Origin of the sequence: Roseibium aggregatum IAM 12614, assembly GCF_000168975.1 — a bacterium.
Classification (GTDB): domain Bacteria; phylum Pseudomonadota; class Alphaproteobacteria; order Rhizobiales; family Stappiaceae; genus Roseibium; species Roseibium aggregatum.
The window spans coordinates 56760-83172 of record NZ_AAUW01000024.1 but is presented as its reverse complement, the minus strand read 5'-3'; the positions used below and the strand labels follow the sequence as shown (position 1 = coordinate 83172).

General features: G+C 57.3%; 26 protein-coding genes. 21 read left to right on the top strand and 5 right to left on the bottom strand.

Translation table 11 applies throughout. The features are described from left to right. Window positions 1-72 precede the first annotated feature (72 nt). The 5 genes from SIAM614_RS26210 to SIAM614_RS33595 form a co-directional block, all read right to left on the bottom strand. Window positions 73-891, bottom strand: a complete 819-nt coding sequence (locus SIAM614_RS26210; RefSeq protein WP_006939219.1) for a hypothetical protein — start codon at window positions 889-891, stop codon at window positions 73-75. Between the two features lie 113 nt (window positions 892-1004). Next, a complete protein-coding gene (locus SIAM614_RS26205) occupies window positions 1005-1796 on the bottom strand; it encodes a transporter (RefSeq protein ID WP_006939218.1) in 792 nt (263 codons plus the stop codon). A gap of 238 nt (window positions 1797-2034) precedes the next feature. Continuing rightward, the gene (locus SIAM614_RS26200; RefSeq protein ID WP_040441195.1) at window positions 2035-3474 is read right to left on the bottom strand and encodes a DUF1254 domain-containing protein; all 1440 of its coding nucleotides are present in this window, start codon (window positions 3472-3474) and stop codon (window positions 2035-2037) included. Between the two features lie 228 nt (window positions 3475-3702). After that, window positions 3703-5316 carry a DUF1254 domain-containing protein gene (locus SIAM614_RS26195; RefSeq protein WP_006939216.1) on the bottom strand — a complete coding sequence of 538 codons (1614 nt, stop codon included), beginning with the start codon at window positions 5314-5316 and terminating at the stop codon, window positions 3703-3705. Window positions 5317-5380: 64 nt separating this feature from the next. After that, window positions 5381-5776: a helix-turn-helix domain-containing protein gene (locus tag SIAM614_RS33595; RefSeq protein ID WP_006939215.1), complete on the bottom strand. Its 396-nt coding sequence runs from the start codon at window positions 5774-5776 to the stop codon at window positions 5381-5383. A gap of 87 nt (window positions 5777-5863) precedes the next feature. Between SIAM614_RS33595 and SIAM614_RS26185 the strand changes: the two genes are divergently transcribed. The 21 genes from SIAM614_RS26185 (at window position 5864) to traI (ending at window position 26375) form a co-directional block, all read left to right on the top strand. Beyond that, a complete protein-coding gene (locus tag SIAM614_RS26185) occupies window positions 5864-6886 on the top strand; it encodes an AraC family transcriptional regulator (protein WP_006939214.1) in 1023 nt (340 codons plus the stop codon). Window positions 6887-8402: 1516 nt separating this feature from the next. Beyond that, a complete protein-coding gene (locus SIAM614_RS26180) occupies window positions 8403-8648 on the top strand; it encodes a hypothetical protein (protein ID WP_157140098.1) in 246 nt (81 codons plus the stop codon). Further along, window positions 8642-9400 carry a nucleotide-binding protein gene (locus SIAM614_RS26175; protein ID WP_006939211.1) on the top strand — a complete coding sequence of 253 codons (759 nt, stop codon included), beginning with the start codon at window positions 8642-8644 and terminating at the stop codon, window positions 9398-9400. Before SIAM614_RS26180 ends, SIAM614_RS26175 begins: the two co-directional genes overlap by 7 nt. Then, complete coding sequence (locus tag SIAM614_RS26170) at window positions 9397-9858, top strand: hypothetical protein (protein WP_006939210.1); 462 nt, start codon at window positions 9397-9399, stop codon at window positions 9856-9858. The genes SIAM614_RS26175 and SIAM614_RS26170 overlap by 4 nt, the downstream gene beginning before the upstream one ends. Window positions 9859-9870: 12 nt before the next feature. After that, window positions 9871-10209, top strand: a complete 339-nt coding sequence (locus SIAM614_RS26165; RefSeq protein ID WP_006939209.1) for a TrbC/VirB2 family protein — start codon at window positions 9871-9873, stop codon at window positions 10207-10209. A 14-nt stretch (window positions 10210-10223) separates the two neighbouring features. Next, on the top strand, window positions 10224-10547 hold the full coding sequence (locus tag SIAM614_RS26160; protein ID WP_006939208.1) for a hypothetical protein: 324 nt from the start codon (window positions 10224-10226) through the stop codon (window positions 10545-10547). Next, the gene (locus tag SIAM614_RS26155) at window positions 10547-12898 is read left to right on the top strand and encodes a VirB4 family type IV secretion system protein (RefSeq protein WP_006939207.1); all 2352 of its coding nucleotides are present in this window, start codon (window positions 10547-10549) and stop codon (window positions 12896-12898) included. Before SIAM614_RS26160 ends, SIAM614_RS26155 begins: the two co-directional genes overlap by 1 nt. Further along, complete coding sequence (locus SIAM614_RS26150) at window positions 12880-13701, top strand: hypothetical protein (protein ID WP_157140096.1); 822 nt, start codon at window positions 12880-12882, stop codon at window positions 13699-13701. The genes SIAM614_RS26155 and SIAM614_RS26150 overlap by 19 nt, the downstream gene beginning before the upstream one ends. Window positions 13702-13703: 2 nt before the next feature. Next, the gene (locus SIAM614_RS26145) at window positions 13704-14723 is read left to right on the top strand and encodes a type IV secretion system protein (protein ID WP_040441170.1); all 1020 of its coding nucleotides are present in this window, start codon (window positions 13704-13706) and stop codon (window positions 14721-14723) included. 52 nt (window positions 14724-14775) lie between these two features. After that, window positions 14776-14943 (top strand): hypothetical protein, encoded by a 168-nt coding sequence (locus SIAM614_RS32240; RefSeq protein ID WP_006939204.1) that lies wholly within the window; start codon window positions 14776-14778, stop codon window positions 14941-14943. Further along, on the top strand, window positions 14943-15662 hold the full coding sequence (locus SIAM614_RS26140; protein ID WP_157140095.1) for a VirB8/TrbF family protein: 720 nt from the start codon (window positions 14943-14945) through the stop codon (window positions 15660-15662). Before SIAM614_RS32240 ends, SIAM614_RS26140 begins: the two co-directional genes overlap by 1 nt. Continuing rightward, a complete protein-coding gene (locus SIAM614_RS26135) occupies window positions 15659-16645 on the top strand; it encodes a TrbG/VirB9 family P-type conjugative transfer protein (RefSeq protein ID WP_006939202.1) in 987 nt (328 codons plus the stop codon). Before SIAM614_RS26140 ends, SIAM614_RS26135 begins: the two co-directional genes overlap by 4 nt. Window positions 16646-16647: 2 nt before the next feature. Then, window positions 16648-16986 carry a hypothetical protein gene (locus SIAM614_RS26130; protein WP_040441169.1) on the top strand — a complete coding sequence of 113 codons (339 nt, stop codon included), beginning with the start codon at window positions 16648-16650 and terminating at the stop codon, window positions 16984-16986. A 2-nt stretch (window positions 16987-16988) separates the two neighbouring features. Next, complete coding sequence (locus SIAM614_RS26125) at window positions 16989-18089, top strand: TrbI/VirB10 family protein (protein WP_006939200.1); 1101 nt, start codon at window positions 16989-16991, stop codon at window positions 18087-18089. A gap of 10 nt (window positions 18090-18099) precedes the next feature. Next, window positions 18100-20565, top strand: a complete 2466-nt coding sequence (locus tag SIAM614_RS26120; RefSeq protein WP_157140094.1) for a hypothetical protein — start codon at window positions 18100-18102, stop codon at window positions 20563-20565. A 111-nt stretch (window positions 20566-20676) separates the two neighbouring features. Beyond that, a complete protein-coding gene (locus tag SIAM614_RS26115) occupies window positions 20677-21633 on the top strand; it encodes an ATPase, T2SS/T4P/T4SS family (protein ID WP_006939197.1) in 957 nt (318 codons plus the stop codon). 6 nt (window positions 21634-21639) lie between these two features. Next, complete coding sequence (locus SIAM614_RS26110; RefSeq protein ID WP_006939195.1) at window positions 21640-23505, top strand: type IV secretory system conjugative DNA transfer family protein; 1866 nt, start codon at window positions 21640-21642, stop codon at window positions 23503-23505. Further along, complete coding sequence (locus SIAM614_RS26105) at window positions 23502-23702, top strand: hypothetical protein (protein ID WP_006939194.1); 201 nt, start codon at window positions 23502-23504, stop codon at window positions 23700-23702. Before SIAM614_RS26110 ends, SIAM614_RS26105 begins: the two co-directional genes overlap by 4 nt. A gap of 53 nt (window positions 23703-23755) precedes the next feature. After that, the gene (locus tag SIAM614_RS26100; RefSeq protein ID WP_006939193.1) at window positions 23756-24967 is read left to right on the top strand and encodes a DUF5710 domain-containing protein; all 1212 of its coding nucleotides are present in this window, start codon (window positions 23756-23758) and stop codon (window positions 24965-24967) included. Beyond that, complete coding sequence (locus SIAM614_RS26095; protein WP_006939192.1) at window positions 24964-25296, top strand: hypothetical protein; 333 nt, start codon at window positions 24964-24966, stop codon at window positions 25294-25296. Before SIAM614_RS26100 ends, SIAM614_RS26095 begins: the two co-directional genes overlap by 4 nt. Further along, window positions 25293-26375 (top strand): TraI/MobA(P) family conjugative relaxase, encoded by a 1083-nt coding sequence (traI, locus tag SIAM614_RS26090; RefSeq protein WP_006939191.1) that lies wholly within the window; start codon window positions 25293-25295, stop codon window positions 26373-26375. The genes SIAM614_RS26095 and traI overlap by 4 nt, the downstream gene beginning before the upstream one ends. The last annotated feature ends 38 nt before the right edge of the window (window positions 26376-26413 follow it).

Genomic DNA, 26413 nt, shown 5'->3' with positions numbered 1-26413 from the left:
TCATATGACGCAGAGCTTCGAAAGCGGCCAGCTTCCCAACCCGGCGCAGGTGAAAGTTTTATATCCCATCAATCAAAAATGGATGCCGAGGCTCATGAACGGGCCGTGCAGCGTTCCTTCGTAGTCGAACGTGCTCGATCCCTTACCGGACTCGTAATTGGTGTAGATGGCCCGATAGCCGAGCGCGGTAGAAACCTTGTCGTTCCAATTGTAGCTGGCGGCAAGAAATCCCTGGGCGGTAAGTTGTGATCCAACCCCGAAACCGCCGATATCGGTCAGTCCATTGATTTGCCAGCGATTGTTGATGTCGTATTGCAGCGCCAGACCGAAAATCGGATCGATCCAGTCTTCCGTGCGGTCGCGGTTGGCGCTGATCGGGAACGTTCCTGACTGCAATGTCGTCTGTGAAGACAGCTGCTGATAGCGCACGCCGGCCGTGACACTCAAATCAAGTACGTCGATATTCAGCGGCAGTTCGTAGCCGCCAATGGCGGACAGGATCAGGAGCTGTTGATCGTATTTCAGCGTCGGCGAATTGGCGACATTCAAACTCACCTTGTCGGAGAGGTTCGCCCAGACGATGTCGCCCAGAAACATCCATTCGCCTTTGCGAACGAGAATGTCACCCATGACTGCCCCGTCAAGGTTTTGCAGGATGTCGGAAAAAGTAACATCGAGATTGGCGTCTGGCAGATTGCCAATACCCAGCGATCCTTCAAGCGCGGTCGCCCAGAGATAAAGCGTTGTCTGGACTTCCCAATTGCTACCCTCGGTGACTTGAGAAGGCTTTACCGCATCTGTGGTATCGGCAATGTCGGCAGCTTGAACTTCCAGTGGGCTGGTGTAGACCGCAATTGCGAGTGTAAACGCCCTGATCCGATCAATCCGCATTCGCGATTTTCCTTACGTTTTGAATTAAATCGATTGAGCCATGAGCCATGAGCCATTTGCGTATTTGCGGACTTTGGCAGGAGTGCACACTGCGCCAGCTCTAAAACAACCGACTATTTGGGGAAGAGGAACGTCACCGCTGCCCGAGCCCCTAGTCCCTCGGGTCCATTGCTCGAACTTGCTGCGTAGTAGCGAACCCCCGCCTGAAAGCTGATCGGCTGCTTGTCGATCGTGACGAGTTTTGAAACCATTGCGTTGATGGGGATCGACCATTCATCGGAAACCCAATCGTAGGTGGACTCCGAATTCAAGGTGAATGTCCAGGCGTCCTTGGTGGTGTAAGACACAAAGGGCTGGATGAAGGTCGAATTCACATCGCTCCGGTTTTCATCACCTGCAAACGACCAGACGTGATTGGCGAGAGCACCAACTGTCCATGGGCCACTTTGGTGAAGCACGACGCCCGTAGGACCTGCGCCCCATTTCTTCGAGCTCAGCAAGTCGTCGGTGCCAGTCGGTAGCAACAAAACCGGCCCCACGCCCCAAATAAGGCCGCCGGGGCCGGGAGCCTGAGGAGAAACGAACAGGCTTTGTGTGGTATCGCCCAATCCGAACTGGGTACCCGAGTTACCCGCAATATCATGCTGCCAGGCCACCGGAACGATCGTTCGGGAAATAAGGTTCCAATGTTCGTTCAGCGTAATCGGGATGACCGGCTGGATGTTCAACGTCATCTTGTTGCCATCCGATGGACCGATCCCCTGGTCGTAATTCCATTGCAACGGCACACTGATCAGTGCCGCAACGGGGTTGGAAAGCTTCTTGGCCAGATCGACATCTTCAGCGGAGCCCGAAGCTGATGAGCCAACAAGAATTGCGGTCGCAATCAAAACGCGTGTCAACATGTCTTCACCAGATCTATAGCTTCAGTGGTCGAAACGAGAAAACGTTGTCTTACTCTGTGAGTTGGATCTCGCCTGGCTTCCAGGACGTGTCGAACCAAGATTCCAAAGGTCCGTAGAGGCGCAGGACGACGTTCCAGCCTTTTCCGGGAACCGTCTGAACCCGATTGTTCTCATGGCCTGTTCATCAGTGTGCTCGTGGCGCTTTATTCAGCGCCACGTTTCGACATATTCACAGCCGCTATTGCGCCACTTCGAGCGCCGGCGGCTGCCAGGTGCCTTTGCCGACCGGCAGAATGGATGGGTCCTCGGTGTTCGGCCAGTACATGCGCAATGCCAGATAGATTGGCCCGTCCGGCGCCGGCAGCCAGTTCGGCTCCTTCTCCGTTCCGGGCGAGTCTTTCTGAATGTAGAGGGTCAACGACCCATCAGCATTCTTCTTCATGCCCGACAGCATCGGCGAGTTGATGAGGTAGCGGTTGATCGGGTTCTCGATCAGAAGCTGGGTCTTGCCGTCATACATCGTCACCGACCAGAACGAGTTGACCGGCGGCAACGCGCCGGCGGCAAATGTCAGCGTGTAGTCGTGCTTGCTGCCGTCGAGCTCGTCGCCATTGGCGGTGTTCCTTCCGAGGATATAGACCGCTTCAGCCGCATCGTTCCCGTATATGCCCGCTGAAGCACCGGCTGCGCGCTTGATCCAATCGCCATCGATAAAGGCGGCGTCCCCCCACAAATCGCTCACCGACCAGCCATTCGCCTTGAAAAGCTTCTGCCCGAGATATTCCTTCACCTTTTCGGCGCCATCGCGCATGCCAAGCGCGATTTCGATCCTGTGACCAAGCGGCAGATCCTTGAACTGGAACGACTTGCCCGGTCCGACACCGATCCTGGCGAGCTTGGCGCGAATTTCTGCCTCGGCGGGAGTGGCAGGGGAGAATTGCAGGACAAAATCCAGATACTCGAAGAAGTTGGTCTTGACGAGCTCCTTGTCCACCTTCGGAAAATCGAGGGCCGGGGCTGCCGCCGGGGCCGGCTTGCCCTGGTATGCCGAGAGCGTGCTCACCTTGTAGCCGGCCTGAACCTTTTCGACATTTGGCATGTCATCGGGACCAAAAAGCTGGGTGCGATAGATAACGAAAGAGAATTGCGTCGACGACCGGAACACCTTCTTGATGCCGGCGGGCGTCTCCCCCGTCCAATCCGGACCGACGACCATGTAGTCGCCGGCGTCATTGCCCGTCGCGCGGCTGCCGATGTAGCCGTAGTTGTAGGTGTTGCCGTCGATCAGTTGGACTGAGTAATAGCGATTTCTCTCGACCGCAGGTACCGAAAGGACAACTGGCTCAGCGCGCAGATCGAGCGACGCGACCGAGTACGGCGTGTCGCTGTTAGGGCTTATGATCGTCGTATCCTTGTAGGTATAGACACGAGCTTCATTCTTAATCTGATTGAAGGGTGCTTTAAACTGCCCGGATTCCCGATCGATCGCATAATCGTACATGATCGCATAATTCATGACGATCGGCAGGCCGTAGACATAACCCTCTTCGGCGATTGATTTGGTCTCCAGTACCCCTGGCCAATCCTCAGCCATTGCGGGTGCGGTCACCGCTACCAATGTCGCGAGGGCCAGTGAGCCGCTCGCCTGCTTCAACAAATAATCAAACCGCATTAGAATTCTCCACATTTGTCGCTCCAATGGCCAGCCCCCAGCGTCCGTCAACTTTGATTGGGTACGCGTGAGCAATGGCACCAGCTTGCCGATGGGTACGAGCCGGCTAACTGCAAGGTGTTGAAGTCGTTCCAAAGGGTTCATCTTTAATTTTATTGATCAGCGGCGCGGTCGGAATTTGGCGCGCCGCCGATCTGGGCCGATATTATTCTGTATTACTGGCAGCGATATCCGTCACTGCACCAATTCGACCTCGCCGGGCTGCCAGGACTTGTCGAAGAACGAGGGCAAAGGGCTGTAGAGGCGCAGGATATTGAACCATCCCTTCTCCGGGTCGGTCTGGATCCAGTTGCCGCGATCCACGCCGTCCGGCTGTTCGGGGCTGAAATAGACCGTCGTCGAGCCGTCCTCGGCAGCCTCGGCGGCCGGCGAGGGGTAGCTCTGGCTGCCGGCGCGCGGGTACTTCTGCGGCGTCTGCAGCATCGAACGGGTCTGGTTGTCGTAGAGCGTGAAGGACCAGAACAATTCGGCCGGAATGTCCTTGGGCAGCGTCACCTTGTAGGTCTTGGCCCCGTCGAAGAGGTCGCCGTCGGCATCGCGGAAGGCGATCACATACTGCGAGCCGACGCCGGGGATGTTCATGATCATCGCCGGGCTGTCGAGCGTGTAGGCGTAGTAGAAGGCCGTGCGGCTGTCGAGCGTGCGCGCGCCGGTGGGCGGCAGCGGCGTGAACACGCCGTCCTTGAAGGCCGGCGGCGGCGTCTCGAAGAACGCGCCGCCCTCCCAGAGCATCAAGGCCCATTGCGAGTCCTCGTAACGGGCCCATTCGGGATGCGCGTCGGCGAAGTTCCACTGGAGCGCACGGCCGACCCCCTGGCCGACGGCGGCGGCGTCGGTCAGGATCTTCTTCATCCGCTCGTCGGGGGCGAAGTCCTTGCCCTTGACGATGCCGATGGCGGAGAGCTGGCCGGCCAGTTCGAGATCATAGCTCGTCGCCGGCTCGTTCTGCACGTTCTCGTTGATCATCTCGAAGAAGCCGTAATCGCTGGGCGGGATGGTGTTGAACGACTTTCCGCTGCCATTGATGAACTTCATCTCGGGGATCTTCGGCTCGCCGGCGAGCTTGACCTCGCCTTTCAGCGCTTCGGCGATAGACGTTCCGTAGCTGCCGGGCGCGTAGGGATAGATCTTTATGTTCGCCTTGATGTTCTCGACCGTGGGCTTGGGGTCGTTGCCGTCCTTGATGAAGGCGCGGTCGGCGTAGAGAACGGTGTTGGTGCTGGAATGCGCGACGAAATAGCCGCCCTCGGGCAGCGGGCCGTCATAGCCGGGTCCGACGATCAGGTATTTGCCGCCGAGGCCACGGTCCGGACCCGGCCTGCCGACGTCGATGACCCAGGAAAACCACATGTCGTTGATCGTGCCGAGGCCGTCGGTCGGCTGTTCGATCACCACGGGTCCGTCCGACAGGTCAATGTAACTGAGATAGTAGACGGTGTCGGCATTCCCGGTCAGGAATAGCGAGCTTGCGTCTAGAAGCTCCTCGAAGATGATCACGTCGCCGCTACCGGCGCCCAATTCTTTGAAACCCTTGACCAGCCCCAGCGCCGAGGCGCCGCGGAAACTGTTGTTATAGACGGTAAGCGCGTTGGTGAAATCGAGTGTGTCGAAGACCTTTTTGGCGGTCTCGGCGCTCGGTACGCCATCTTTGAAGTCGAGAGTGCCGATGCTGGTCTCAACGCTTGCCGGGGCGGACAGCTTTTCGAGGGTATTCTGGCTCACATCAGCCCATGTCGGGCTGAAAGAGGCGCTGAGCGCCAGACAGCTGATGAGTGGAAAACGAAACATTCTCAAATTCCTTTACAAAATAAAGGGTGCGACGCCTAAGTCGGCCGACAAGAAGCGTAAGTTTTTAGGAACACTCTGTCCGCCCATTTCGCGCCACCTGGTTTCTATTCTTGGTTGGCATCCCAAATTTTCTCCGAAAGATCCGGGGTGCGCAGCCCGCCCATCGGGCAAAGGCGCGTGAAAAGCCGCTGGGCGTGCTGTAGCCGCTCCTTGCCGCAATCTCCTGCACGTCCAGGTCGGTCTTGCAAAGCAGGACCCGGGCAATTTCAAGCCGGCTTTCTTCAATGATCGCGCGCAAGCTTACGCCCTGGTCCGCCAACTGGCGTTGAAGCGTCCTGGAACTGGCACCGAGTTGGGCAGCAATCTGACCGACCGAGACGGGACCCGATAGAGCAAGTGTCGCCGCGACGGCTCTTACCCGAAGGGGATCAGCGAAAGATTCTTTCTCACGTAAGGGCATGCATGTTAAAACCAATGAACGCATCCAGAAGGTGACACATTGCGACGGTTCACTCTGCCCATTTAACGCCAACCGAGTAACAAGTTGATGGAAATTGCGATCGTCAGGGCAGCGCATTTGCACCTTTATTTCGAGGAACTCAAAGAGATCGGTGTGTCTGTCGAAAGCGAGCTAGCGCGCTCGCGCCTGCCACACTGGACCCTCGACGATCCTGATGCTTATGTCAGTTTTGCACTTTGCTTAGAATGGCTCGCTAGTTGTAGCCGCGACTTCGAGCTGATGGATTTCGGTTTCCTGTCAGCCAGACGCGCAACTCTGGGGTCGCTGAGCCCGCCATTCTTGCGTGCGATCCTCGACGCGCCAACCGGGTTCGCGCGTTTCAACGCATTCCTCCGCTGCGCGTCCCTTGAGGACAACGTTCTGTCAATTCGAATGCAGCCCGAGGGCGACCAGGTCCGGGTAATCAGTACAATGGAAGGGTTCCAGAACAATCCATTCATCGGTCTAGCCGAATGGGTAGACCTCCAGGCGATGATCTCGATCGTTCGAAGCGTTGCCGGACCTTCCTGGTGCCCGCAGGAGATGACTTTCGTTTCGCGTCAGCGTCCGACACCCATTGTACAGGAAGCATTTCCGAACACGCATATTCTAGTGGGCAAACCTTGCACGTCGATCCTGGTCAGCAAGGATTTGCTTGCTCGACCATGCACGCGTGACTTTGGTGTTACGGCGGACGACGCAAACCTCCAAACCAGAGCAATTCCGGACGTAGACGTAGTGGAATGGAATTTTGCAAAGGCTCTACGGGAAGTCGTTCGGCCCTATCTGCCCGGCGGATATCCCGCACTCCGCGAAATGGCAGAAGCGTTGCAGATAAGCGAACGAACGCTCCAGCGGCGGCTGCAGCACAGCGGTCGATCCTATTCAGACATTGTGCAGGAGGCACGTTTCGATCTTGCGCGCGCACTGCTCGTTGATCCGTCGACGAGGATTATCGACGTAGCGCTGGCTGTGGGCTACGAGAACCAACAGCATTTTGCTCGGGCATTCCGGCGGATCGCAGGCGTCTCCCCTACTAGCTTCCGTAAGTCAATCGCCGAAATGGGTTGAAGACCCTTGGCCAGAGCCACTTTGTTCCTATGGCGAAACTGCACCTTGCCTCCGTCCGCCATCTGGTTCACTGGATGGTGACGGGTCAAGTCGCGCCGAACAATCCGGCGCATTCGGTAGGTGGACCGTCCTATTCGATGAAGAACGGCAAGATGCTATTCAGAGGCAGCAAGCGAGCTTAGAACAGAACAAGAACCACATTTTTCCCCTCCACACCATGACACCTATCGCTATGGAAACCATCGAAGACATAAAACAAAGCGGAAGGTGGCTCGTTGTGCAGTGCCGTTCTTGCGGACGCTCGATACAATTTCCGCCGGCATGTTTTCCTTCCAAGCTGGTTACGGATCTGCCGGTCAGCCAGGCAGCGGCCTATTTCCGATGCTCCCGGTGCCACAGCAAACAGCTTGAAAGTTTGTCGCTCGACCGTGACACGATGAACAATCACCGGACACCTGGCAGTGATCGCTGACCGTCGTTGTCGGCCGGACTAAAAGTGGCGCTCCGAAACCCTCCCTTTCCCCGCCGTCGATTCAACCAAAGGTTCATGTCCGGTTTTCGAATTGCGGCGCGTCGAACCTTTCTGAACTCGCGTCCAGTTCACGATTCAAGATTCGTGTGTTTGTCAATATCCTAACGCAGGGTGTCTTGAGCGTTTGCGTTTCTAGTATTCATGCGCCTTTTCTACTGTTATCCCCGTCTACAGCCTTTTAACGGCTGATAAGGACGAAAAATATAATAAAAGCAGATGGGTAATGATCCTTCGTTTTCCGCTTGCACACATTGAAAGGTGTTTTTCTGTCACCTTGAGGGATAGTTTCTCTTAAAATCTATTATTCTCCCGTACCGGCTTTCAAATTCCAGCTAAATACAGCAAAGACCAATAACGCCTTTTATTGCGTGTTTATGCGGTTTAACGAACGTAAGAGAATGAGGGCAAGATAGAGAAAGTGAGGCACTTTCTAAACGAACGCTTCGCATGTCGATCCTTCGGAACTCATTCGAATCTTTGGCTTATTCGCACAAGTGCTCAACGTTTCCGCTGATACGCAGCGGCATTAAGGGTTTGTTGACCGCAAAAATACGATGTGTGGAAAAGGCGCGGTGAGCAGTATTTAAAAGGATATACAAGCCCAATCATAGGCTGTAGAAATGGACCTGTTAGCGGCTCGGACGATCTAAACGCCAATAAAGATCGCCCGAGCCTAGCGAACACCAAAACTGTCCTTTGATGCTCGCATAGGGGGTACCAACACTCACCATACTGTTCGTATTGGTCGCATTTCTTGCGCCGTCTATGCGGCGTAGCCGTACGTGAATCGCGCTTAGCAGTGCGACCAATACAGCATCTTATCCACATTCAATAGTCAATATCAGAAGGGCGCTCTGCTTCGCGGGGCGTAGTAATCGCATGTCGTCTGTGAAACCACGACGGGCGCCAAGGGGTCAATCGCGCCTTGAGTTCAGGTCCCAGAAAGAAAAAATTGCCGCGACCGCGAAGGAATGCCCGAACCTTTTGCAGTTGTGGACGCGGCTAAAGGCGGAAGGTGTCGTTACCATCGGCTATTCCACCTTCTGCAACGTCTATCGCGAGGCTTTTCCCGAGGAATACGCGGCCATGCGGTCAGCTCGCAAGCAGGAGGAGACGGCAGCGCCCGCGCAGGTAAAGCCACAGCCACAGACCAAGGCCCGCAAGCCTCTCCCGGAGATCAGCAAGTTTACCGTTCCGACCGGCTCTGATGCAGTGAGGGACCAGTGGTGAAGACCGTTCATATCGTCATGCAGGGCAAGGGCGGCGCAGGCAAAAGCCTCACGTCTTCAATGCTGGTGCAATATCTGCGTTACGCAGATCACAACGTCCAGGCCATCGACCTCGACCCGACCACGCCCACGCTTTCCGCCATCAAGGGGCTGAAAGCAGTGCCGATCCAGATCATGGACGGCGATGACATTAACCCGCGCCTCTTCGATCATCTGATGACGCGGATTTTTGAAAGCGAGAGCGAAACGCACACTGTCATTGACACCGGCACCTCTTCTTTCATCGCCACCTGTTCGTACCTTGCTGAGAACAATGCGTTTGAGTTGCTGCAAGGGTTTGATGTTCGTGTCTTCATTCATTGCCCAATCTGCGGCGGTGCGGCCCTGGATGATACATTCAATAGCCTGCTTGCCATTCTCGGTCATTTCCCGGGCGTGCCGGTAGTTGTCTGGCTTAACGAGTTTTTTGGGCCGGTTGCCAGCGCTGGCCGAGCCTTCGAAGACAGCAAGCTCTATCAGGAAAACGCCGACCGCATTGCGGCAGTCATGTGCCACCCCAAGGTCCAGCCGGGAACGTTCGGCGAAGATATCCGGGCCATGATGGGCGCAAAGCTGACCTTCGAAGAGGCGATGCAGTCGAGCGATTTCAATGTGATGTCCCGCCAGCGGCTCAAGATCTACTGGACCAAGGCGATTGAGCGCCTGGACAGCGCGAGCTTCCTTGAAGCAGCACCGCAGGAGGCCGCCGAATGAGCGCCGCAGCGGCTCAGAAGGTTGACGCTGTTTCCGTCGAGCAGTGGAAACAGATGACGCTCGATGAAGCCATTGAGGCAGCCCATCGGGAAACCGGGATTTCCTTCCAGAAGGACGATCCGGTGCTTGCCGTGGTCGCGATCCTGAACGCCTTCGGCGAACGTCTCAAGGCCCTCATGGAAGATGAGCGCAATCGCGTGTCGCTCCAATTCAAGAACGACGTGTCCGGGGTGAATGAAGCTATCGACCACAAGGTCGATGACGTTGCCTCGACCATCCAGAAACTTGCCGGTTCTCTCGGCAACGAGAGCATCCAGACGGTGATTTCCGCCGTCGCACAACACGCCGTGGAGAGCGACAAGATACGCCGCTCGATCCGCTGGAACTTCATGGCCTGCGCATCGCTGGCCACCTTCAACTGGCTGGCAGTCGCCACCTTCTATCTCATCCTGAAATAAGGGTTTTTGAAAATGAACATCCTGAAGAGACTCGGACTCTGCCCGCATGCTCCCGTTAAGGTAGATTTTGAGAAAGCTGCAATCAAAGCGATTGCATCCGCTTCGATGCTGTTTCCGGCGCAGGCGATGGCACAGGACTGGTCCGCACCCGCGACCAGCATGCTGCAATCCCTGGAAAGCGGGTTGGTCAGTGTTGCCGCTCCGGTCATCGGTGTTGGCGTTATCATCTATGGCATCTGGGCCATGGTCACCGGCCGCATCGACATCATGCGGCTTGCTCAGCTCGTCGGTGCCGGAGCGCTGGTGATCTTCGGCCCGACCGCGCTTCGCGCCCTTCTCTCGGCAGCTTGAGGAGGGGCGAAGCCATGAAAGCGCAAAGCCCTATCGCACTCCACATTCAGGAGCCGATGAAGATCCTCGGCATGCCCCCGCTCCATGCTGCCCTGGTGATGATCGGTGAACTCTTACTCGCAACCACTGGCGGGTTTCTGGCTGGGAATGCGGCGGGCTTTGCGCTTGTCGTCCTGACGACACCGCCAGCCATCGCGTGGATCATTCTGCTTCGCCGGCGAGAGCCGCACTGTGAATCTCTGCTGCTGCATCCGGCCGCGTTCTTCCAGGCGAAGAAGGTGCGCCGCCTGATCGCCGGTTTTCCGCTCAAAACCTCCAAAAAGAAGGCTGCACAATAATGCTGCTTGGCACCTTTTTGACAGGCGCCGCCGCCGTTGGCGCTGCCGCTCTGGTGAGTTCCAGAGGCCGCAAGTACCTGCTTGGCGAAGTCGAGCAGGACTGGCTTGCGAACGAACTGGAATTTGACCAGTTGCTTGCCGACAATCAGACCGTCTCTCTCAAAGACGGGTCTTTCGTCCGCGTCTTTTCCCTGTCCGGTCTCTCCTATGAGACACGCAACATCTCCGAGCAGGAGGCGCTTGCAAGGGGCCGCGCCAGCACGTTCCATCAGTTCTTGAGTGCCGGTTCATCGCTGCGTGTGTTTGGCATCAAGCGCCGCCGCGATGTGAGCTTCCAGGCTGACTGGCCGTCCGTGACTTTGAAAGAAGTCGGGGAAGCCGAGCAGCGGCTTTACCAGAATGCCTATTCGCTTGTCTGGTACATGGTTCTCACAACGAAGACCTCCGCGGAACTGGAAAAAACGTCTCGTGGCCTGTTGAGCGGGTTCACGGATTATAACATCCGGCCGGTCCCTGCCGCCCAGGAGCACAATCAACCGTGCGAGCTGACACGTGTTCTGAATTATCTGGTTTGCGGTGAGCTGAAACCCGAGATTGCGCGTCTTAGCGCCGGGATCAGCGCCAACCTGCCCGCCTCTGACATTCACGTATCGACAGACGGCGCGATTGATACGTTTACGCCGCACCAGACGCTCAACCGCGTGATTGCCGTTCGCGGCTGGCCGGAAACAGTGTCCGGAATGCTGGTGTCCCGTCTGCTGGCACTCAGCGGTGAGCTGGAAGTCTGCCAGATCGTCAAGCCGCTCGACAGCACCAAGCAAATCGCCCTTTTCACCCGTCAAATCACCGAGCAGAAGCACAACTATTTCGGGACGGGTGCTGTTCTGGCCGAGCTGGAAGCGGTCAACGAAGACCTCTTGAACAACTCCGGGCAGCTTCAGGAAACGCAATTCCAGATCACCGTGCGGGCTCGCAACGAGGCCGAGCTGACCTCCCTCATCGATCAGGTTACGTCCCTCCTCGATAATGCGCGGATCCGGTATTGCTGCGAGACAGTCGGCGCGGCAACCGCATGGTTCAACCGCATGCCCGGCCGGGACAAGCTGCTGCGGCCACTCAAGATCACCGAGAGCAATGTCGCGGCTCTGTGGCCGTTCCAGTTTTCGCCAATCGGTCTGTGGTCAAGCCCGTTCGGCGACCGGCCGGTGCGTCTGTTCAAGACGCCCACGGGCCAGAACTACGCCTTCCAGTTCCATGTTTCTGACAAGCCGCAATCGCCGGGCAACTACCTCATGTTCGCCCCGACCGGTGGCGGTAAGTCTACCTTGATCCTTCACCTTCTTGGCGGACTTGCAAAGTTCCACGGTGTGCGGAACTACGTCTTCGATTCCAAGGACGGCGCGCGCTTCATGATTGAGGCGTTCGGCGGGATCTATCAGGGCTATCAGGACTTAGCTCTCAATCCTCTCGATATCGATCTCACCGACAAATCCGCCCGGCACCGGGTGCGGTTGATCCTGCAAGCCATGCTTGGCGAAGCGTTCGATGAGGATATGGACGACTATCTTCATGCCGCGCTCGACATGGCCGCCGAGCTGGAACCGGGCTTGCGCACGCTGGATAACATCTATGGTGCGGCCTTCCCGGCTCAGTCGGAGATCCGCCGCGCTTTTGCCAAGTGGGTGAACGGCGAGGACGGAGCAGAAGGCCAGTTCAGCCACGTCTTCAACGCCCCGCGCGATCAGATCACCGGGTTTCTGCAAAAGTCGTTTCTTGTTGGCATCAACATGAACGAAGCCCTGATGGACCCGGTTCTGGGTCCGCCTGTGGTCGCGCATATCTCTGCTGCGATTTCCGCAGCCGCGAAACACGGCGAAGGCGGTTTTTCCATCTTCATCGATGAGGCGGCGAACCTCCTACGCAACAACGGTTTCCGCTCTGTCGTGCGGGAAATGTATCAGGAATACCGCAAGCTCAACGGGCTAGTCGGCCTTGCCTTCCAGGAACCAGGTGCGCTGCTGGAGTTCGACGGTGCATCGGCCATGATCGAAAACGCGCAGACCTTGTTCTTTCTGCCGAACTCTCAAGCTAGGCCCGAGAACCTTCAACCCTTCAATCTGTCGAATGAGCAAATCGCCTTCATCAAAGGCGAAGGCGACATGAAGGGCGGGCGTCAGGTGCTCGTGGTGAAGCGCTTCGAGGCCGCGAATTTCAACGAAAGCACGATTTTGGACGTGGACCTGTCGGGCCTGGGCGACGCCTTGCGCTTCTACCGGTCAGGGCCTTCCGCGGTCAAGGAACTGGAAAAAACCAAACAGGAATGGGGTGACCAATGGCTTGCAAAACTCTGATGAGGCTCGTTGCCGGTCTGATGCTGGCGACGTCGATCAATGCGCCGGCGCATGCCGCTATGGCTGTCATCGATGTGAAGAACATCGCCGAAGCGCAAAAGCAGCTCACGACGCTCAAAGAACAGCTCAGCACCGTCAAGGACCAGCTTGCGACCGCGAAGGAAAGTCTTTCGGTCATCACAGACCAGCTCGATACGCTTAGGCAAGTTCAGGGCATTGCAGGCGATACTTTGTCATCCATCGGTGAGATCGGAAATCTCTCCATTCCGTCCCTGAACTTCCAGTCGCTTGCGTCCAGTGTGTCGGGAGACATGGCCTGTCTCATTCCTGACTACAAGCAGCTCATGCCGACCATCAAATTTGATGAGGTGGACTTCGGCTCGATCTGCGAGCGGGGCAACGCCTACAAGTCCGGCCTGGTCGCCACTCCGGAATCGCTCACTGCGGGAACCTGGGAAGAAAAAGCCAGCATTCAGAAATCCGTTCATGAAAACCGGATTGCGACGATCACGGACGCGACGGTCAAGGGGCTGGCGCAGTCGGACGAAGCCCATGAGACGGCTGTCAAAACCCTTGAGACGGCCCAGGAATACAAGAACGCAGGCCAGAGCGCCGAGACCGTCAATGCGCGCCTGCAGGTTCTGATCGAGCTGGAAGTCGCTCAGCTCGTCGCAACCGCTCAGACCAATCAAATCCTCGCACAGATGCTGAAGATCAACGCGTCTCAGGCCCTCAACAACGGCGTCCCGATCATTAGCGAGGTCGCCGAGGAACGTAAATACAATGAAGAAGGAAGCGAATAACCATGGCGGCTTCCTCCTGCAATATCTGCGAGATTTTCTCTGCGTATCAGTCCCATGCCGATAGCACCCTCGGGACCCTCGTTAACGCGGTTCATGGGCCGTTTCAGGGGATCATCTTGAGCCTTGTCGGTGCTTGGGTCCTCTGGGCTGGCATTCAGGTCTTTTTGGGGACGCTCGACTTCGCGGGCGCGCTCAAACAAGCCATCTTCATGGTGCTTGGCTTCGGCGTCTATAAGGGTGTCGATGGTGGCTTGATCGGTGACGTGTTCGACGCGTGCGTCAATGTCATGGGCGGACTGTCCAGCGCGCTAATGGATGGCGGCGGTGGCGGCGGACTTAGCGGGCTCGATGCACTGCTGCTGGCCGTTGAGACCGGGATTGGTGGCGTCTTCAACATTGCCACAACAATCATGGGATCGGGAAGCTGGGGCGATCAAATCGTAAACACCTTCTACGGTGTGGCGCTTCTGCTGCCCTACGTCATTCTGCTTGTTCTGTTTCTCGCGCACACGTCGGTCTCTCTTTTCCGGCTCACGCTCATAATGGGCGTGTCGCCCTTTCTCATTGGCATGGCTGCCTTCCCGTTCGGCCGCAATTTGATCGGCGCCGGCGTGCGGACAATCATCGGTTCTATCGTCACCATGCTCTGCGTCACGATGGTTTTTTCGCTGGTCATCGCCAGCGTCAAAGGTCTTGGCGTTACCGCTGATGCCGAGGTTGACCCAGAAGCCTACATCGACCTGACTAGCGGCAAATTTCTGCTTGCCATGATTATGGGTTGGCTTGGTGCTGCCTTGATGTCCGAGGCGGTCAATATCGCCGGTCAGGTGTCGAGCGCGATGCTTGGAACCGTGTCAGCCGGGATCATGTCTGCCGGTGCCATTCGCGGCGCTGCCATCGGTGCCTCTGCCGGTCGAACAGCGGCGGGGGCTGCCGGTCGCGTCGGTGGCTTCATGCATAGAAAAACCTGGGAATCCTCGCGTTCGGCTCCAGGCGGGATCATCGACTCCGGCAACTCGTAAGTAACGCCCTCTCCTCCTTTTCTTCTCTCTTCGCTCCAAAGGTTGTTCGCTCATGAAACACCTCAGACTCGTCTTGTGCCTTGGTTGGCTGGTTTCCGGCTGCGCACAGTTGGAAATGCCGATTGAACCGGACGGCATCGACAAGATGCGCAAGTCGCCCTGCGCCTGCGCGGAAATCGAATTTGAGCCGAGTTCCTTTGAATGGGTGGAGGCCGCCTGATGGCTTTCATTTCTCGTTCCAAGCCCCATGCGGCGACGGTTCCGGAGGTCAAGCCGGAGCCGAAGCACGCCAACATCCTTCAAGCGGATCCGTTTGCCTACAAAACCGCTCACCGGCGCATGGCCTGGCTGTTGCGCCTGTCGGTTGGAACGAATGTCGCGCTGGCAATCTGTGTGGTGGCAAGCCTCCAGGCCCTTGTGTCGCTGGTACCGCTCAAGGAGACCGAAATCGCGCTTCTGCGTGCCGATCTGAGCGATGACCGGATCTATCGTGTCGAACCGATTTCCATGGAAGTCGATGGCTTCGAGCTGATGCTCGAAAAGCTTGCCCGGCGCTATGTGCACCAGATCCTCACCATTGACGACACCACCCAGAACACCCGTTTCAAGGAAGTCCGCACGTACTCCGATCCGGACTTCTTCAATGATTATGTGAAGACCAACAAAACAGTCATCGAAGAAGCGATCAAAGACGGCCTCAACCGCTCGATCACGATCAAGGGTGCCTATCAGGTCGATGCCTACGATGGCGTCTACCTCTATGTCGTCGAGTTTCTTCAGACAGACAGGATTGGCCGTGAACAGCCGAAGCGCCGCCATCTGCGCGCCTTCCTGGAAATGACCCCCCGTCCCCATGACGTCACGGCTGCTGAGCGGTTCGAGAACCCGCTTGGAATCCGCGTCCTCGACATGTCCATCAAGGAGCAAGCTTCCAAATGACTTTTCGATTTTTTGTTCTTTTCGTCGTTGTCACCGTCGCAGGCTCAGCCCACGCACAAACGCCTCTCGGTCAAGGTCCGGCTACGCCTGGCAGCGTCTCTACGAACACGACACCGACGCAGCGGGTTGCTGCGGCCAACTCGGTTGTCAACTCAACGCTTCCTGTCGGTTCCGTGCCGCAGGCGCAAGCCCAGGCGGCCGGAAACTTCGGTCCCCTCGCCCGCCCTGAAAGCATCGGCGGCCAGATTCAGGAGGCTTGGTCGCGCCCCGGCAAAAAGCAGGGCATCCACGTCCAGAATTTCTGTGGCGATTGCGTCTACAAAGTGCGTCTACGGCAATACATGGTCAGCGCAATCCAGTTGCCGAAAGGGGTCAAGATCAAGTCGGCCGATATGGGCGACAGTTCCCGTTTTGAGGTCAAGAAGAGGTCGGACAACACCCTTGCCGTAAAGCCGACCGGGGCCGGTGTCGATAGCTCCATGCTGGTCTACACCGACGACGGCGATGTGTACTCCTTCTACCTTCGCGCCGAAGGCATCAATTCTAAGTCCGTTCCGGATGTCTCTTTCCGGATCATTGGTCCGCAGAGCGCAGGAATGTCTTTCGTTGAGTTCGACGGCAAGGGCAACCCTGTCGGCGGTGGCGGGGAAACAGCCCTTGCCACGCACAACTCAAAGGACTTTCTGCAAACCGCGAAATTCGATCCGGGCGCGCTACGCGGATGGAACCAGTACAAGCTTTGGGGCGACAAGAAACTGCGGCCCGAGCAGGTCTTCCGGGACGATCATTTCACGTACATTCAGTTCGGCGACAAGTGGAACGACGTGGAGTTGCCGACCGCCTATGTCGTGGTCGATGGCATTGACGAGCTGGTCAATACCCGCGTCCAGGGCACCACCTTCATTGTCGAAAGCACTCACCGCCTGATCACGCTCAAGTCCGGCCAGTCCTTCATGTGCATCCAGTACAAGGGAGGCCAGTGATCATGGCCGTCTGCGAATTTCTCCTTTCTCTTGGTCTGGCCACCGGCAGCTGTTCCGGCGAAGGGGACCGAGAAGTCAAGGTGGTCACCATGCCCCCGGTGATCATCGAGAAGGAAGTCGAAAAGCCGGTAGTCGTTGTCAAAGATATCGCGCCGCCGAAAGCTCCTATCCCCGCTCTCTCTTCGCCTGGCAAGGCGTCCGGCTCTTCGGATTACGTGATCGATGTCGTTGACGGCCGGATGCGTGTCCGCTTCCGGGACACGACCTTCATTGTTGACGGCGCGAAGCCGCTGATCACGCTGAAGCCCGGTCACGTCTCCGTCCAGTACGGGGAGGACTGAGCATGGCCGTCTGCGAGATCTTGGCTGCGCTCGGCCTGACCTTCGGCGGTGCATGTGGGCCGGAGCCTGTTCATCCACGCGGTTTGCCCGCCAGTGATCCGGCAGTCTTCTCTTACGAAAAGCCCGAGCCGCCGAAACCGCCAGTTCAAGCGAAGGTGGTCACCATGCCCCCTGTGATCATCGAAAAAGAGGTCATTCGGGAAGTCGAAAAACCTGTTGTCGAGACGAAAGAAGTCATCCGAACACAGACTGTCACCAAGTACATCGAACCTCCGAAGGCAGTACCGCGTCAGCCGACCGAATACGAGCTGATGCTGCAAACCGCTCTCAGAGAGCGGGCCGCCATGCAGTCGGAGCTTGCTGGCGCCGACATCACCGGGGACTTTTCCGACGCCGGTAACCGCCCCGCCCCGATGAATGCGAACCTGCCCGGGTTTCCACCGCCAGAGGGGATCGATCCGGAGAACGACCGCTATTCAGCGCCGCCGCGCTATTCGACCGGCGCAGTCGACAACACCCGTATTCTGACGGCTGACCGCTACATCACGGGCATTCTGGAAAGCGGCATCAACAGCCAGCTTGCCAACAACGGCTCTGTTGTCGTTCAGGTGAGCCGGGACGTCTACGGCTATCACGGCCGGACCAAGCTCGTGCCGAAGGGGTCGCGGATGATCTGCGAGTATTCCTCGGTCGATAAGGTCGGGCAGACCCGTGTCGGGTTTTCCTGCAGCCGGATCCTGCTCGGAGAAAGCCGAGCCGAAATCTATCAGCTCAAGGCTCACATAGGCGACGCACAAGGGTATGCGGGCCTCTCCGGCGAAGTGAACAATCGCTTCTGGGAGAAATACGGCTCCGCCATTTTGACCACGGGCATCGGGACAGCCGTCGAGGCTGCCGTGTCCGGCTCCCAACAAATCGACAGTTCGAATTCCAATATTGTCGCCAATGGCCTGTCCGGTGCCAGCGAGAACATTGGAACCATCACTGCGGCCCTCCTTGAGGACACAGTGGATCTTAAACCAGTCATCCGGATTGCCCAGGGCACCCGCGTACAGGTGCGCCCGAAGTTTGACTGGTACCTCGCCGACCCTCCCCAAAATTAAGGAGACTGGAATGCGATACACTAGAATAGTGTCTTGCGGCCTTATGGCGCTCGTCCTGGCGTCATCTACCGCACTCACGCAGGCACAGACGGTGCCAGTGGTTAGCCCCTCCTCGGTCCAGACATCGGGTGCCGCAGCGGGAGAGGTTCTGATTAAGGAGAACCTCTTTACCGTGTCGCCTGCTCTGGAAACGGAGTTGTCTGCCGACAGCGCCGTGCCGGTCCAACTGCAATTCAATGCTCAGCCGAACACGACCGAGGCCGTTGATATCAGTGGGATCACTGCCGAGGGCTTCACCCGCAAGGTCAGCGTCAACGGTGAGGAAATCGCCCAGGTGGTTGTCACGCGGCTCAAGAAAGACGCCGACTTTGTCGATCTGGAAGCCGATAAATTCACAAGCCAGTTCGGTGTTGAAAGCAACCGCCTTCTCCCGACCACGGCGATTTCCGTCAATGGCGATGAAGCCGAGTTCGTTCAGGCGGTTGCCCGGTTATCTGCGAGCGAAGAAGAAGCCGCGCCGGAAGAGGAGCTTGAAGACAAGGAAAACACTGTCGAGGACGATTCGAGCGTTGATGAGGCCGGCGGCAGTGAGAACCCGATTGCAGAAGGTTATCAGACGCCCGAACGGCTGGCCCAGGAAGAAGAGCCGGAAGAAGAACGCGATCCGAACATGACGATCAACGTCTCGACTGATGGTTGCGAGCCGCAGATCGATCTTGGAAGCGGTATCGTGCGCCAGACCGCCAAGACGGAAACGCTTGAGGACGGTATTGTCACCGAGACGGATGCCTGCTCGCCAAACGGCATTGTCTGGAACATCCAGCGCAATTACGAAGCCTGCGAGGATCTGGTTGACGAGGCCGCACTCCTTGCCCGCCCGCAATACACGTCTTTCTACAATGACGATCGCGGTGCACGCTTCGACCTGGCCGCCTGTCAGCCGGATCAGTCAATCTCCTTTGCCATTTCGGAATCCAGCGACGATTGCAAACCCGATGTCGATATTGAGGGAGAGCGTGTCACGCTATTATCGCGCCTGACCTATCGGGATCGGACAGGCAAGGACGTTGCGGTCAGCGAGTGTGCGCCCTCAGAGACGGTGTTCGAAATGGAACGGGAATACGGCTCCTGTTCGGATGTGGTCGATCTGGAGGCCGGTATCGCCAATGCGCAATACACGCTCTCCTATACAGACGAGAAGGCAAGCCGGCTGAAGGTCAGCGAGTGTCTGCCTGATGAAGACAAAGCCTACACAATCGAGGAAAAACAGAACTGTACGTTCGATTTTGATCTTGAGAACGGCGAGGCCATCGTCAACACGTCGCTTGTCTATACGAAAGATGCCAAGGTGGAAGTCAGCGTGCGCGAATGCGCGCCATCCGAAACCATCGCTCCGATCAAGATGACGGCCGAGCCGAACGGTTGTTCCATGCAGCACGACTTTGGAACAGGCGTTTCCACGGAAATGGCGATGTGGACCTATGAGTACGAAGGTCAGCTCTTCCAGGCATCCCCGTGCATCACAACCGACACCACTTACACGCATAGTCGCGTGTTCGACAAAAACGGCATCGACGTCTGCACTCCGATTGTCGATCTGGCGAGCGGCAAGGCCGTCAGGCAGTACCGCACCGAAATTATCGTGAATGGCACTTCGGAAGTGATTGCGGGCTGTCAGCCGGACGAAGCGAACATGCTTGGCATCTTTTCGACGGTGAACGGTTGCGACGATCCTGCATCGTTCGATCATGATCTTGCCGCTGGTCTCTCCTACGGTTTGGAGCGCTACTATTATGACGTTCCCGGCCGCGGAAGAACCTATGTGACCGCATGCCAGCGGAATGATCAGAAATTCACGCACTCCGTTACCACGAACGGCTGGAAATACAACGATGCCAATCTGCGTGCGCAGCAGCTCGTGGACGTTTCCATCAATGTGAACGGCAAAGCCTACAAGATCGCAACGTCCTACCTGCAACCGGGTACGTCCGAGATTGCCTATACCTTCGTTCGCAACCAGGACAGCCCAGACTACTCCCGGAAGTACTATAACGGTTGCACCGAGATGGTTCCGACCAAACGGACCAAGATCTACACGCGTCCGGACGGGTCCAGCTATTCAAAGGCATCCGGGGACGGCACCACACTGAACAACGGTGACAAGTGTCAGCGAAGCACGGAAACGCGCAAGCTGAACGGCCACCGCGTCAACATCTCGGCGAAGGGCTACACCCTTGTCGTGCGGGACGGCAGCGGCAACTACACCACCGTTTCCGGCAACTGCGGCGGGTCTTCCAAGACCCTGACCGGCAATCCCGGCTATAGCCTCGTGCGGGCGAATGGACCGGTGAGCACCTGCCGCTACCCGGAATACAAGCTGACCTATTACAACCGGATCGATGAGCGCTCCAAGGTGGTCTATCCGACCGGCAAGGTGACCTATTCGTCCTGGAAAACGGTCCGCTGGGAAACCTGACGGTTTTCTGAAACTTGCAGGGACCTGGCCTGGCCCGGGTCCCTGCCCTTTCCCCATTCTCAAAATTTATCGCAACGCCCAAGCACTGGGCGGGCATCGGAGTGAACACCCATGTCTCAGGTTCTGTTGCAAAAAATCCTTGAGCCGCTGTCCAGGCACTATGCCACGAGCGATGTTGTCGAGGTCCGGACGAAGGCTCCGGGCAAGCTGATCGTGGAGCGCCGCGATCTGGAAAACCGCATTGCCGAAGTCGATGAACCGGCTTTGACCCTGCACCGGATCAAGACCATCTGCCGAGCTTTGGCGAATATGAAGGGTCTGGAATTTGACCCCACATCCAAACCGCAGCTTTCAACGGTTCTGCCGGGCGGTCACCGCTTCGAATGCCTGATCGGCAATTCGGTTGTCTCCGGCCTGTCGCTGGCAATCCGCTGCAAACATCCTCACAAGATCACGCTGGAAGACATGGGTCTGTCCGCCGGCATGATCGACTATCTCAAATCGGCCCTCGATCAGCAGCGCAACATTGCAATCTCCGGATCGACCAATACCGGCAAGACCACGCTGCTCAACAATCTCCTGTCCTATCTGCCTGATGACCGGCGCGTCGTCAGCGCGGAAGATACGCCCGAGCTTGAGGTCAGCCGGTTCTACAATGGCGTCTCGCTTCTGGCGGCCCGCGATACCGCGCAAGGCGCAGGCCTTCGGACATGGCAGCAGCTCTACGATCACAAGATGCGTATCTCTCCGGACAATATCCTGTTCGGTGAAATCTCCACGCAAAATGCCTTCGCTGCACTCAACGTCCTCAACACCGGCGCCCGCGGTTGGATGTGCACCGTGCATGCCGAAAGCGCCGAGCTGGTTCCCGCACGATTCCAGGAGAACATAAACGCGGCCGGTCAGACCTTGCCCGACGCAGAGACGTTCATGCGCCGTCTTGTCGATCTGGTGATCCACATCAAGCGCGACCCACGGGGTGGGCGTTTTATATCGGATATTTATGAGATGAAGATGGGTCGCTATGTGCTGCGCGACCGCCAGCCGGTAAGTGCCGAGGCAGCGTGATCGACCATGCATCTGATGCGTTTGTTTGCCGTTCTGGCTTGTAGTGCTCTCGTCGGCGTGACGCTGTCCGGTTGGCACTCTTTTCTGGGGTTCAATCCCTTGCAGCCCGATTGGTGGAAGTGGCTCAGAGCCTTCTGGCTTGAGACTGGCAGCTTCCCGCCTGAAATTCTGCATCCCGCTTATGGTGGCCTAGCGTCGTTTGTCACCTTGATGTTTGTTGGCGCCATTGTCGCTTCTGGTGCCAGGTCGGAAACGATCTTTGGCGGCCGGAAGCAGAAGGACATCCACGGCACAGCCCGATGGGCTGAAACCCGGGACGTGAAAGAAAGCGGCCTTCTGTCGGAATCCGGCGTCGTCGTTGGCGGCTGGCCGATGCGGCGCGGCGTCAAGATGCTTCGCCACGATGGCCCGGAGCATGTTTTGGCTTTTGCCCCTACCCGCTCAGGTAAGGGCGTCGGCCTGGTCCTTCCCACTCTGCTCTCCTGGGAAGAATCTGCGTTGGTGCTCGATATCAAGGGTGAGAACTACGCTCTGACTGCCGGCTGGCGGGCGGCGCAGGGGCAGAGAATTTTTCGCTTCGATCCCGCGGCCGATAAAGGCTCCGTCAAATACAATCCACTCGCAGAAATCCGGTTCGGAACGGACCACGAAATAGCTGACTGCCAGAACATCGCAATCATGATCATCGATCCGGACGGCACGGGCCTGAAGGATTTCTGGATGCAGGAGGGCTACGGCTGGCTCTGCACCGCAATCTTGCATGTCCTTTACCGGATCAAAAAATCAGAAAACCGCACCGCGACACTCGCAGACGTGCGCGCGTTCATGTCGATCGGTGACGACGAGGATTCAAAGTCCATCAGCCAACAGGCCGTGGCAGCGGCGGCAAAAGCTGCGTTCGGCCAGAAGGATGGCGAGCCAGATGACGGGGAAGACGACAGTTTTGACCGGCTCTTAAAAGATATGGAGCGCTATGAGCACGGCCGCGAAGTCGTCAATGACGAGGTGCGCCTGGGCGCTGCCCGTATGCGCAAACGGTCCAGCAACGAGCGATCCGGCGTTCACTCCACCGGCACGTCTCAGCTTGCGCTTTATAGTGACCCGATTGTGGCCCGCAACATATCGGAATCCGATTTCCGCATCACCGACCTGATGAACGGCGACAAGCCGGCGACCCTCTATATCGTCATCCCGCCATCCGACATCGCCCGGTTACGTCCGTTGGTGCGGATCCTGCTCAACCAGTTCCTCACCCGTCTTACCTCTCATATGGCGTTCGAGGGCGGCCGGTCCGTCAAGCATTACAAACACCGTATGCTCTTGATGCTCGACGAGTTTACGTCAGTCGGCAAGCTGGAGATTTTCGAGAAGGCGATTGCCTTCATGGCGGGCTACGGACTGAAAGCCTTTGTCATCGTTCAGGATCTCACGCAGCTCCAGAAAACTTACGGCCGCGAACAGTCGATTGTTTCCAACTGCCATGTCCGGATCGCCTACGCGCCGAACACGATGGAAACAGCCCGGGTTCTGTCGGACATGGCCGGTAAGACCACCCTGGTTCAGAAAAAGACCTCAGCCAGCCACACCACCGGGAAAATCGGGACGAATTATTCCGAAACATTGATGGAGGTGGCCCGGCCGCTTCTCACCCCGGACGAATGCATGTCGTTGCCGGGGATCCAGGTGGGTAGCAGCGGCAAGGTCACCCGTGCCGGTGACATGCTGATTTTTGTGGCCGGGCGTCCGGCCATCTATGGCCGCCAGGTTCTCTACTTCCAGAACGAAGACCTTCAGGCCCGGGCAAAAATCCCGCTCGCCTCCCCCACTTCAATTCCTTCTCTCCCGTCGTCCAACGCAAAGGCTTCCTCATGAAGATCAGCACAGCAATCGCGCGGCTTGAAGCCGTCCAGCGCCTTTACGGCGATATCGAAATTATCGGCGGCTACCTCACCGACAATTCCCCGCTTCGCAATATCACGGTCATCAACACCGATGGCGTTGAGCTCTGGCCGAAAGACACGAGCGCCTATGCCGGCCCTGCCGAGGTCGATGGCGTGTTCCTCGACTGACCGCCACAGCACATCAAGTTTCTTCCCCGCTTTCGTTCAAGGAGTTTTTCGCCATGGCTGACAAACAACCCATTCAAAAAACCTACCTGGCCGTTCCCTATGAGCAGCGCACGGTCGCAGATGAAGCCGGTGCTATCTGGGACAAGAAGGCCAAGGCCTGGTTCACAAAAGGCACAGAGGTTCCGGAGGCGCTGAAACAGTTTCTTCCGGAAAACCAGCAGGAGCGACCTCACGAGGATCCGCGCACTGCCTTCGGTAAGTTCCTGCGTGACAACGGCGCGGAGCTGCATGGTCTTCCGGAAATGGACGGGAAGTGGCACCGCATTGCGCTCACCGGCGATGGCAAGGAAACCAACGCCAGCTATCGCGGCTTTCTGGATGGTGTTCCTAACGGCCAGTTCAAGAACTTCAAGGGCGACGATGTACCCTTGCAGTGGATCTCCAAAGGGGACGGCCTGACACAGCAAGAAAAGCAACGCCTTGTCGCCGAAGCCGCGCAGAACCGCGAGAACCGCGAGCGCGTGAGAGCTACCGAACAGGAAGCGACAGCCAAACGGGCCTTTGGAATCTGGACGAACCTGAAGTCCTGGGCCACCCCCGAAAATTGCCCTTACCTCGCCCGGAAGAACGTTCGCGGCTATGGCGTGAAAGTGGCCGACGATGGCCGCATGGTCGTGCCGCTGCGCGACGAAAACGGCCGCATCTGGTCGCTGCAGTTTGTCGGCGAAGAAAAAATCTACCTGAAGCATGGCCGAAAAGAAGGGCTCTTTCACACGATTGACCCGAGCAAGGATCTGGAAAACGGCCGAGACAAAGGCGACAAACTGACCATCATAATCGGCGAGGGCTACGCAACCGGTGCGGATGTTCATAAGGCGACCAATCTGCCGACCGCCGTTGCCTTTGATGGTGACAACCTCGTTGCCACCGCGAAGGCCGTTCGAGAGAAGTTCCCGAAAGCAAATCTTCTGATCGCAGCCGATGACGATCATCATTTGCCGAACAGAAATCCGCCCCTGCCCAACAAGGGCCTGAAGTGCGCGCAACGCGCCGCCGAGGCGGTTGGCGGCAAGGTGCTGGCTCCGAGTTTTACGCCAGCCGAAAAGGAGCGCGGGGCAACTGACTGGAACGACCTGAAACAGATCCGCGGTGAAAAAGGCCTGCTCACGGCCCTGCGAGATTCCTTTGTGCAAATGCAGAGGGAGCACGCCCGCAGTTTAGGCAAGGACAAAGGATTAGGCCGTGAGCTGGAGATGTCCCGGTGAAAAAGCCCCGGCGAATCCAGCTCATTACTTACCTCAATCCGGAGATCCACGGGCGGATCACTAGCCACGCGAAACGGACAAACATGTCCGTTTCCAAGGTTGCCGAACGAATCCTGGAAAGCGGTAAGTTTCCGGATAAGTCGCTGGATCAGGCGATCTTGCGTCTCCTGGAAATCAACGCTGACCAGGCTCGGTTGGGCAACCTGTTGCTGAAGGGAATGAATGAGACTGCGGACGGCCATATGGTCCGACAGATGCAGTCGCTTCTGCGCGACGTTCGTCAGACGCAGCAACAGATCAAGGCTTGTGTTGCAGAGTTAAAGCCGTGATTGCCAAAAAAACGTCTCTCAAGAAATGTTCCAGCGCCAAAGCTCTCGCGAAATACATAGCCGGTGCAAAGGAGAAGGGCGAAAAGCTCGATCAGTTCTGGCTTTCCAACTGCAAGGCCGGCGACGGCATCGGTGACCTGGACACGGCCATTGCGGAGATCCGCGCGACGCAGGCCTTGAATGCTCGCAGCAAGTCAGATCCGAACTACCACTTGGTGGTATCATTTGCCAAAGGCGAAAAGCCCGACATCGATGTTCTGAAGGACATTGAGACTGAGTTCGCAATGGCTCTCGGCTTGGAAGATCATCAGCGCGTGGTTGGCACCCACATCAATACTGAAAACTTCCACATGCATATCCAGTTCAATCTTGTGCATCCGGAAACCTTCCGGATGCACACCCCGTTTCGCGATTTCCAGATCTTGCAGAAGACCGCGGCCGAGCTGGAAAAGAAACACGGATTGGAGGTGGTCCAGGGCCGTGGCCCGGATAAGGACCGTATTCAGGAGGAACGCGACAATCAGCGCGCTCGGGACAAGGAAGCGAATTCCTGGGAGCAATCGTTTTCCGGATACTTGAAGGAACACAAGACCGACTTGCTTGCGGTCCTTCGAGTAGCAGAAACCTGGGAGGAATTGCACGAGGGCTTTGCACTCTACGGCGTCGGGCTTCGCCGGCGTGGGGCCGGGTTCGTGTTCCGCGATATCGACACCGGCACCATGGAAAAAGCCAGCGCCGTTGATCGGCTGTTTTCCAAAAAGAACCTTGAAGACAAGTACGGCCCTTATCGCAAACAGGACCGGCTCTTTGATCAGACAAAGCCTAAAACCAAATACCGCCGCCGTCCGCTCGATCCACGCCTCGAACAACATCCTGCCTGGAAACGCATGACCGGAGGTCACACCGGCAAGCGGGTGTCCTGGCGCCGGTTTCTGGAGCAACAGGCCGGTGTCGATGCCGAGGCCCGCGAGGCCTTGGAGCTGCAGAAGTCATATCTGCAGATCATCTCCGGCCAAGAACCGAAGAAGATCCGCACTCGTCAGATTAGGTCTCGGAGATCCAAAGGGATGTCACGGTGAATGTAGTCCGGCAGGACCTAATTCGTTGATCAGATCGA

Bases quoted from the DNA above. Each gene is read 5' to 3' on its own strand.
- SIAM614_RS26130 (WP_040441169.1), top strand. From the start codon at position 16,648: ATGGCCGTCTGCGAATTTCTCCTTTCTCTTGGTCTGGCCACCGGCAGC.
- SIAM614_RS26110 (WP_006939195.1), top strand. From the start codon at position 21,640: ATGCATCTGATGCGTTTGTTTGCCGTTCTGGCTTGTAGTGCTCTCGTC.
- SIAM614_RS26170 (WP_006939210.1), top strand. From the start codon at position 9,397: ATGAGCGCCGCAGCGGCTCAGAAGGTTGACGCTGTTTCCGTCGAGCAG.
- SIAM614_RS26105 (WP_006939194.1), top strand. From the start codon at position 23,502: ATGAAGATCAGCACAGCAATCGCGCGGCTTGAAGCCGTCCAGCGCCTT.
- SIAM614_RS26195 (WP_006939216.1), bottom strand. From the start codon at position 5,316: ATGTTTCGTTTTCCACTCATCAGCTGTCTGGCGCTCAGCGCCTCTTTC.
- SIAM614_RS26145 (WP_040441170.1), top strand. From the start codon at position 13,704: ATGGCGGCTTCCTCCTGCAATATCTGCGAGATTTTCTCTGCGTATCAG.
- SIAM614_RS26115 (WP_006939197.1), top strand. From the start codon at position 20,677: ATGTCTCAGGTTCTGTTGCAAAAAATCCTTGAGCCGCTGTCCAGGCAC.
- SIAM614_RS26120 (WP_157140094.1), top strand. From the start codon at position 18,100: ATGCGATACACTAGAATAGTGTCTTGCGGCCTTATGGCGCTCGTCCTG.
- SIAM614_RS33595 (WP_006939215.1), bottom strand. From the start codon at position 5,776: ATGCCCTTACGTGAGAAAGAATCTTTCGCTGATCCCCTTCGGGTAAGA.
- SIAM614_RS26165 (WP_006939209.1), top strand. From the start codon at position 9,871: ATGAACATCCTGAAGAGACTCGGACTCTGCCCGCATGCTCCCGTTAAG.
- SIAM614_RS26160 (WP_006939208.1), top strand. From the start codon at position 10,224: ATGAAAGCGCAAAGCCCTATCGCACTCCACATTCAGGAGCCGATGAAG.
- SIAM614_RS26140 (WP_157140095.1), top strand. From the start codon at position 14,943: ATGGCTTTCATTTCTCGTTCCAAGCCCCATGCGGCGACGGTTCCGGAG.
- SIAM614_RS26185 (WP_006939214.1), top strand. From the start codon at position 5,864: ATGGAAATTGCGATCGTCAGGGCAGCGCATTTGCACCTTTATTTCGAG.
- SIAM614_RS26210 (WP_006939219.1), bottom strand. From the start codon at position 891: ATGCGGATTGATCGGATCAGGGCGTTTACACTCGCAATTGCGGTCTAC.
- SIAM614_RS26125 (WP_006939200.1), top strand. From the start codon at position 16,989: ATGGCCGTCTGCGAGATCTTGGCTGCGCTCGGCCTGACCTTCGGCGGT.
- SIAM614_RS26150 (WP_157140096.1), top strand. From the start codon at position 12,880: ATGGCTTGCAAAACTCTGATGAGGCTCGTTGCCGGTCTGATGCTGGCG.
- SIAM614_RS26135 (WP_006939202.1), top strand. From the start codon at position 15,659: ATGACTTTTCGATTTTTTGTTCTTTTCGTCGTTGTCACCGTCGCAGGC.
- SIAM614_RS32240 (WP_006939204.1), top strand. From the start codon at position 14,776: ATGAAACACCTCAGACTCGTCTTGTGCCTTGGTTGGCTGGTTTCCGGC.
- SIAM614_RS26100 (WP_006939193.1), top strand. From the start codon at position 23,756: ATGGCTGACAAACAACCCATTCAAAAAACCTACCTGGCCGTTCCCTAT.
- SIAM614_RS26155 (WP_006939207.1), top strand. From the start codon at position 10,547: ATGCTGCTTGGCACCTTTTTGACAGGCGCCGCCGCCGTTGGCGCTGCC.
- SIAM614_RS26205 (WP_006939218.1), bottom strand. From the start codon at position 1,796: ATGTTGACACGCGTTTTGATTGCGACCGCAATTCTTGTTGGCTCATCA.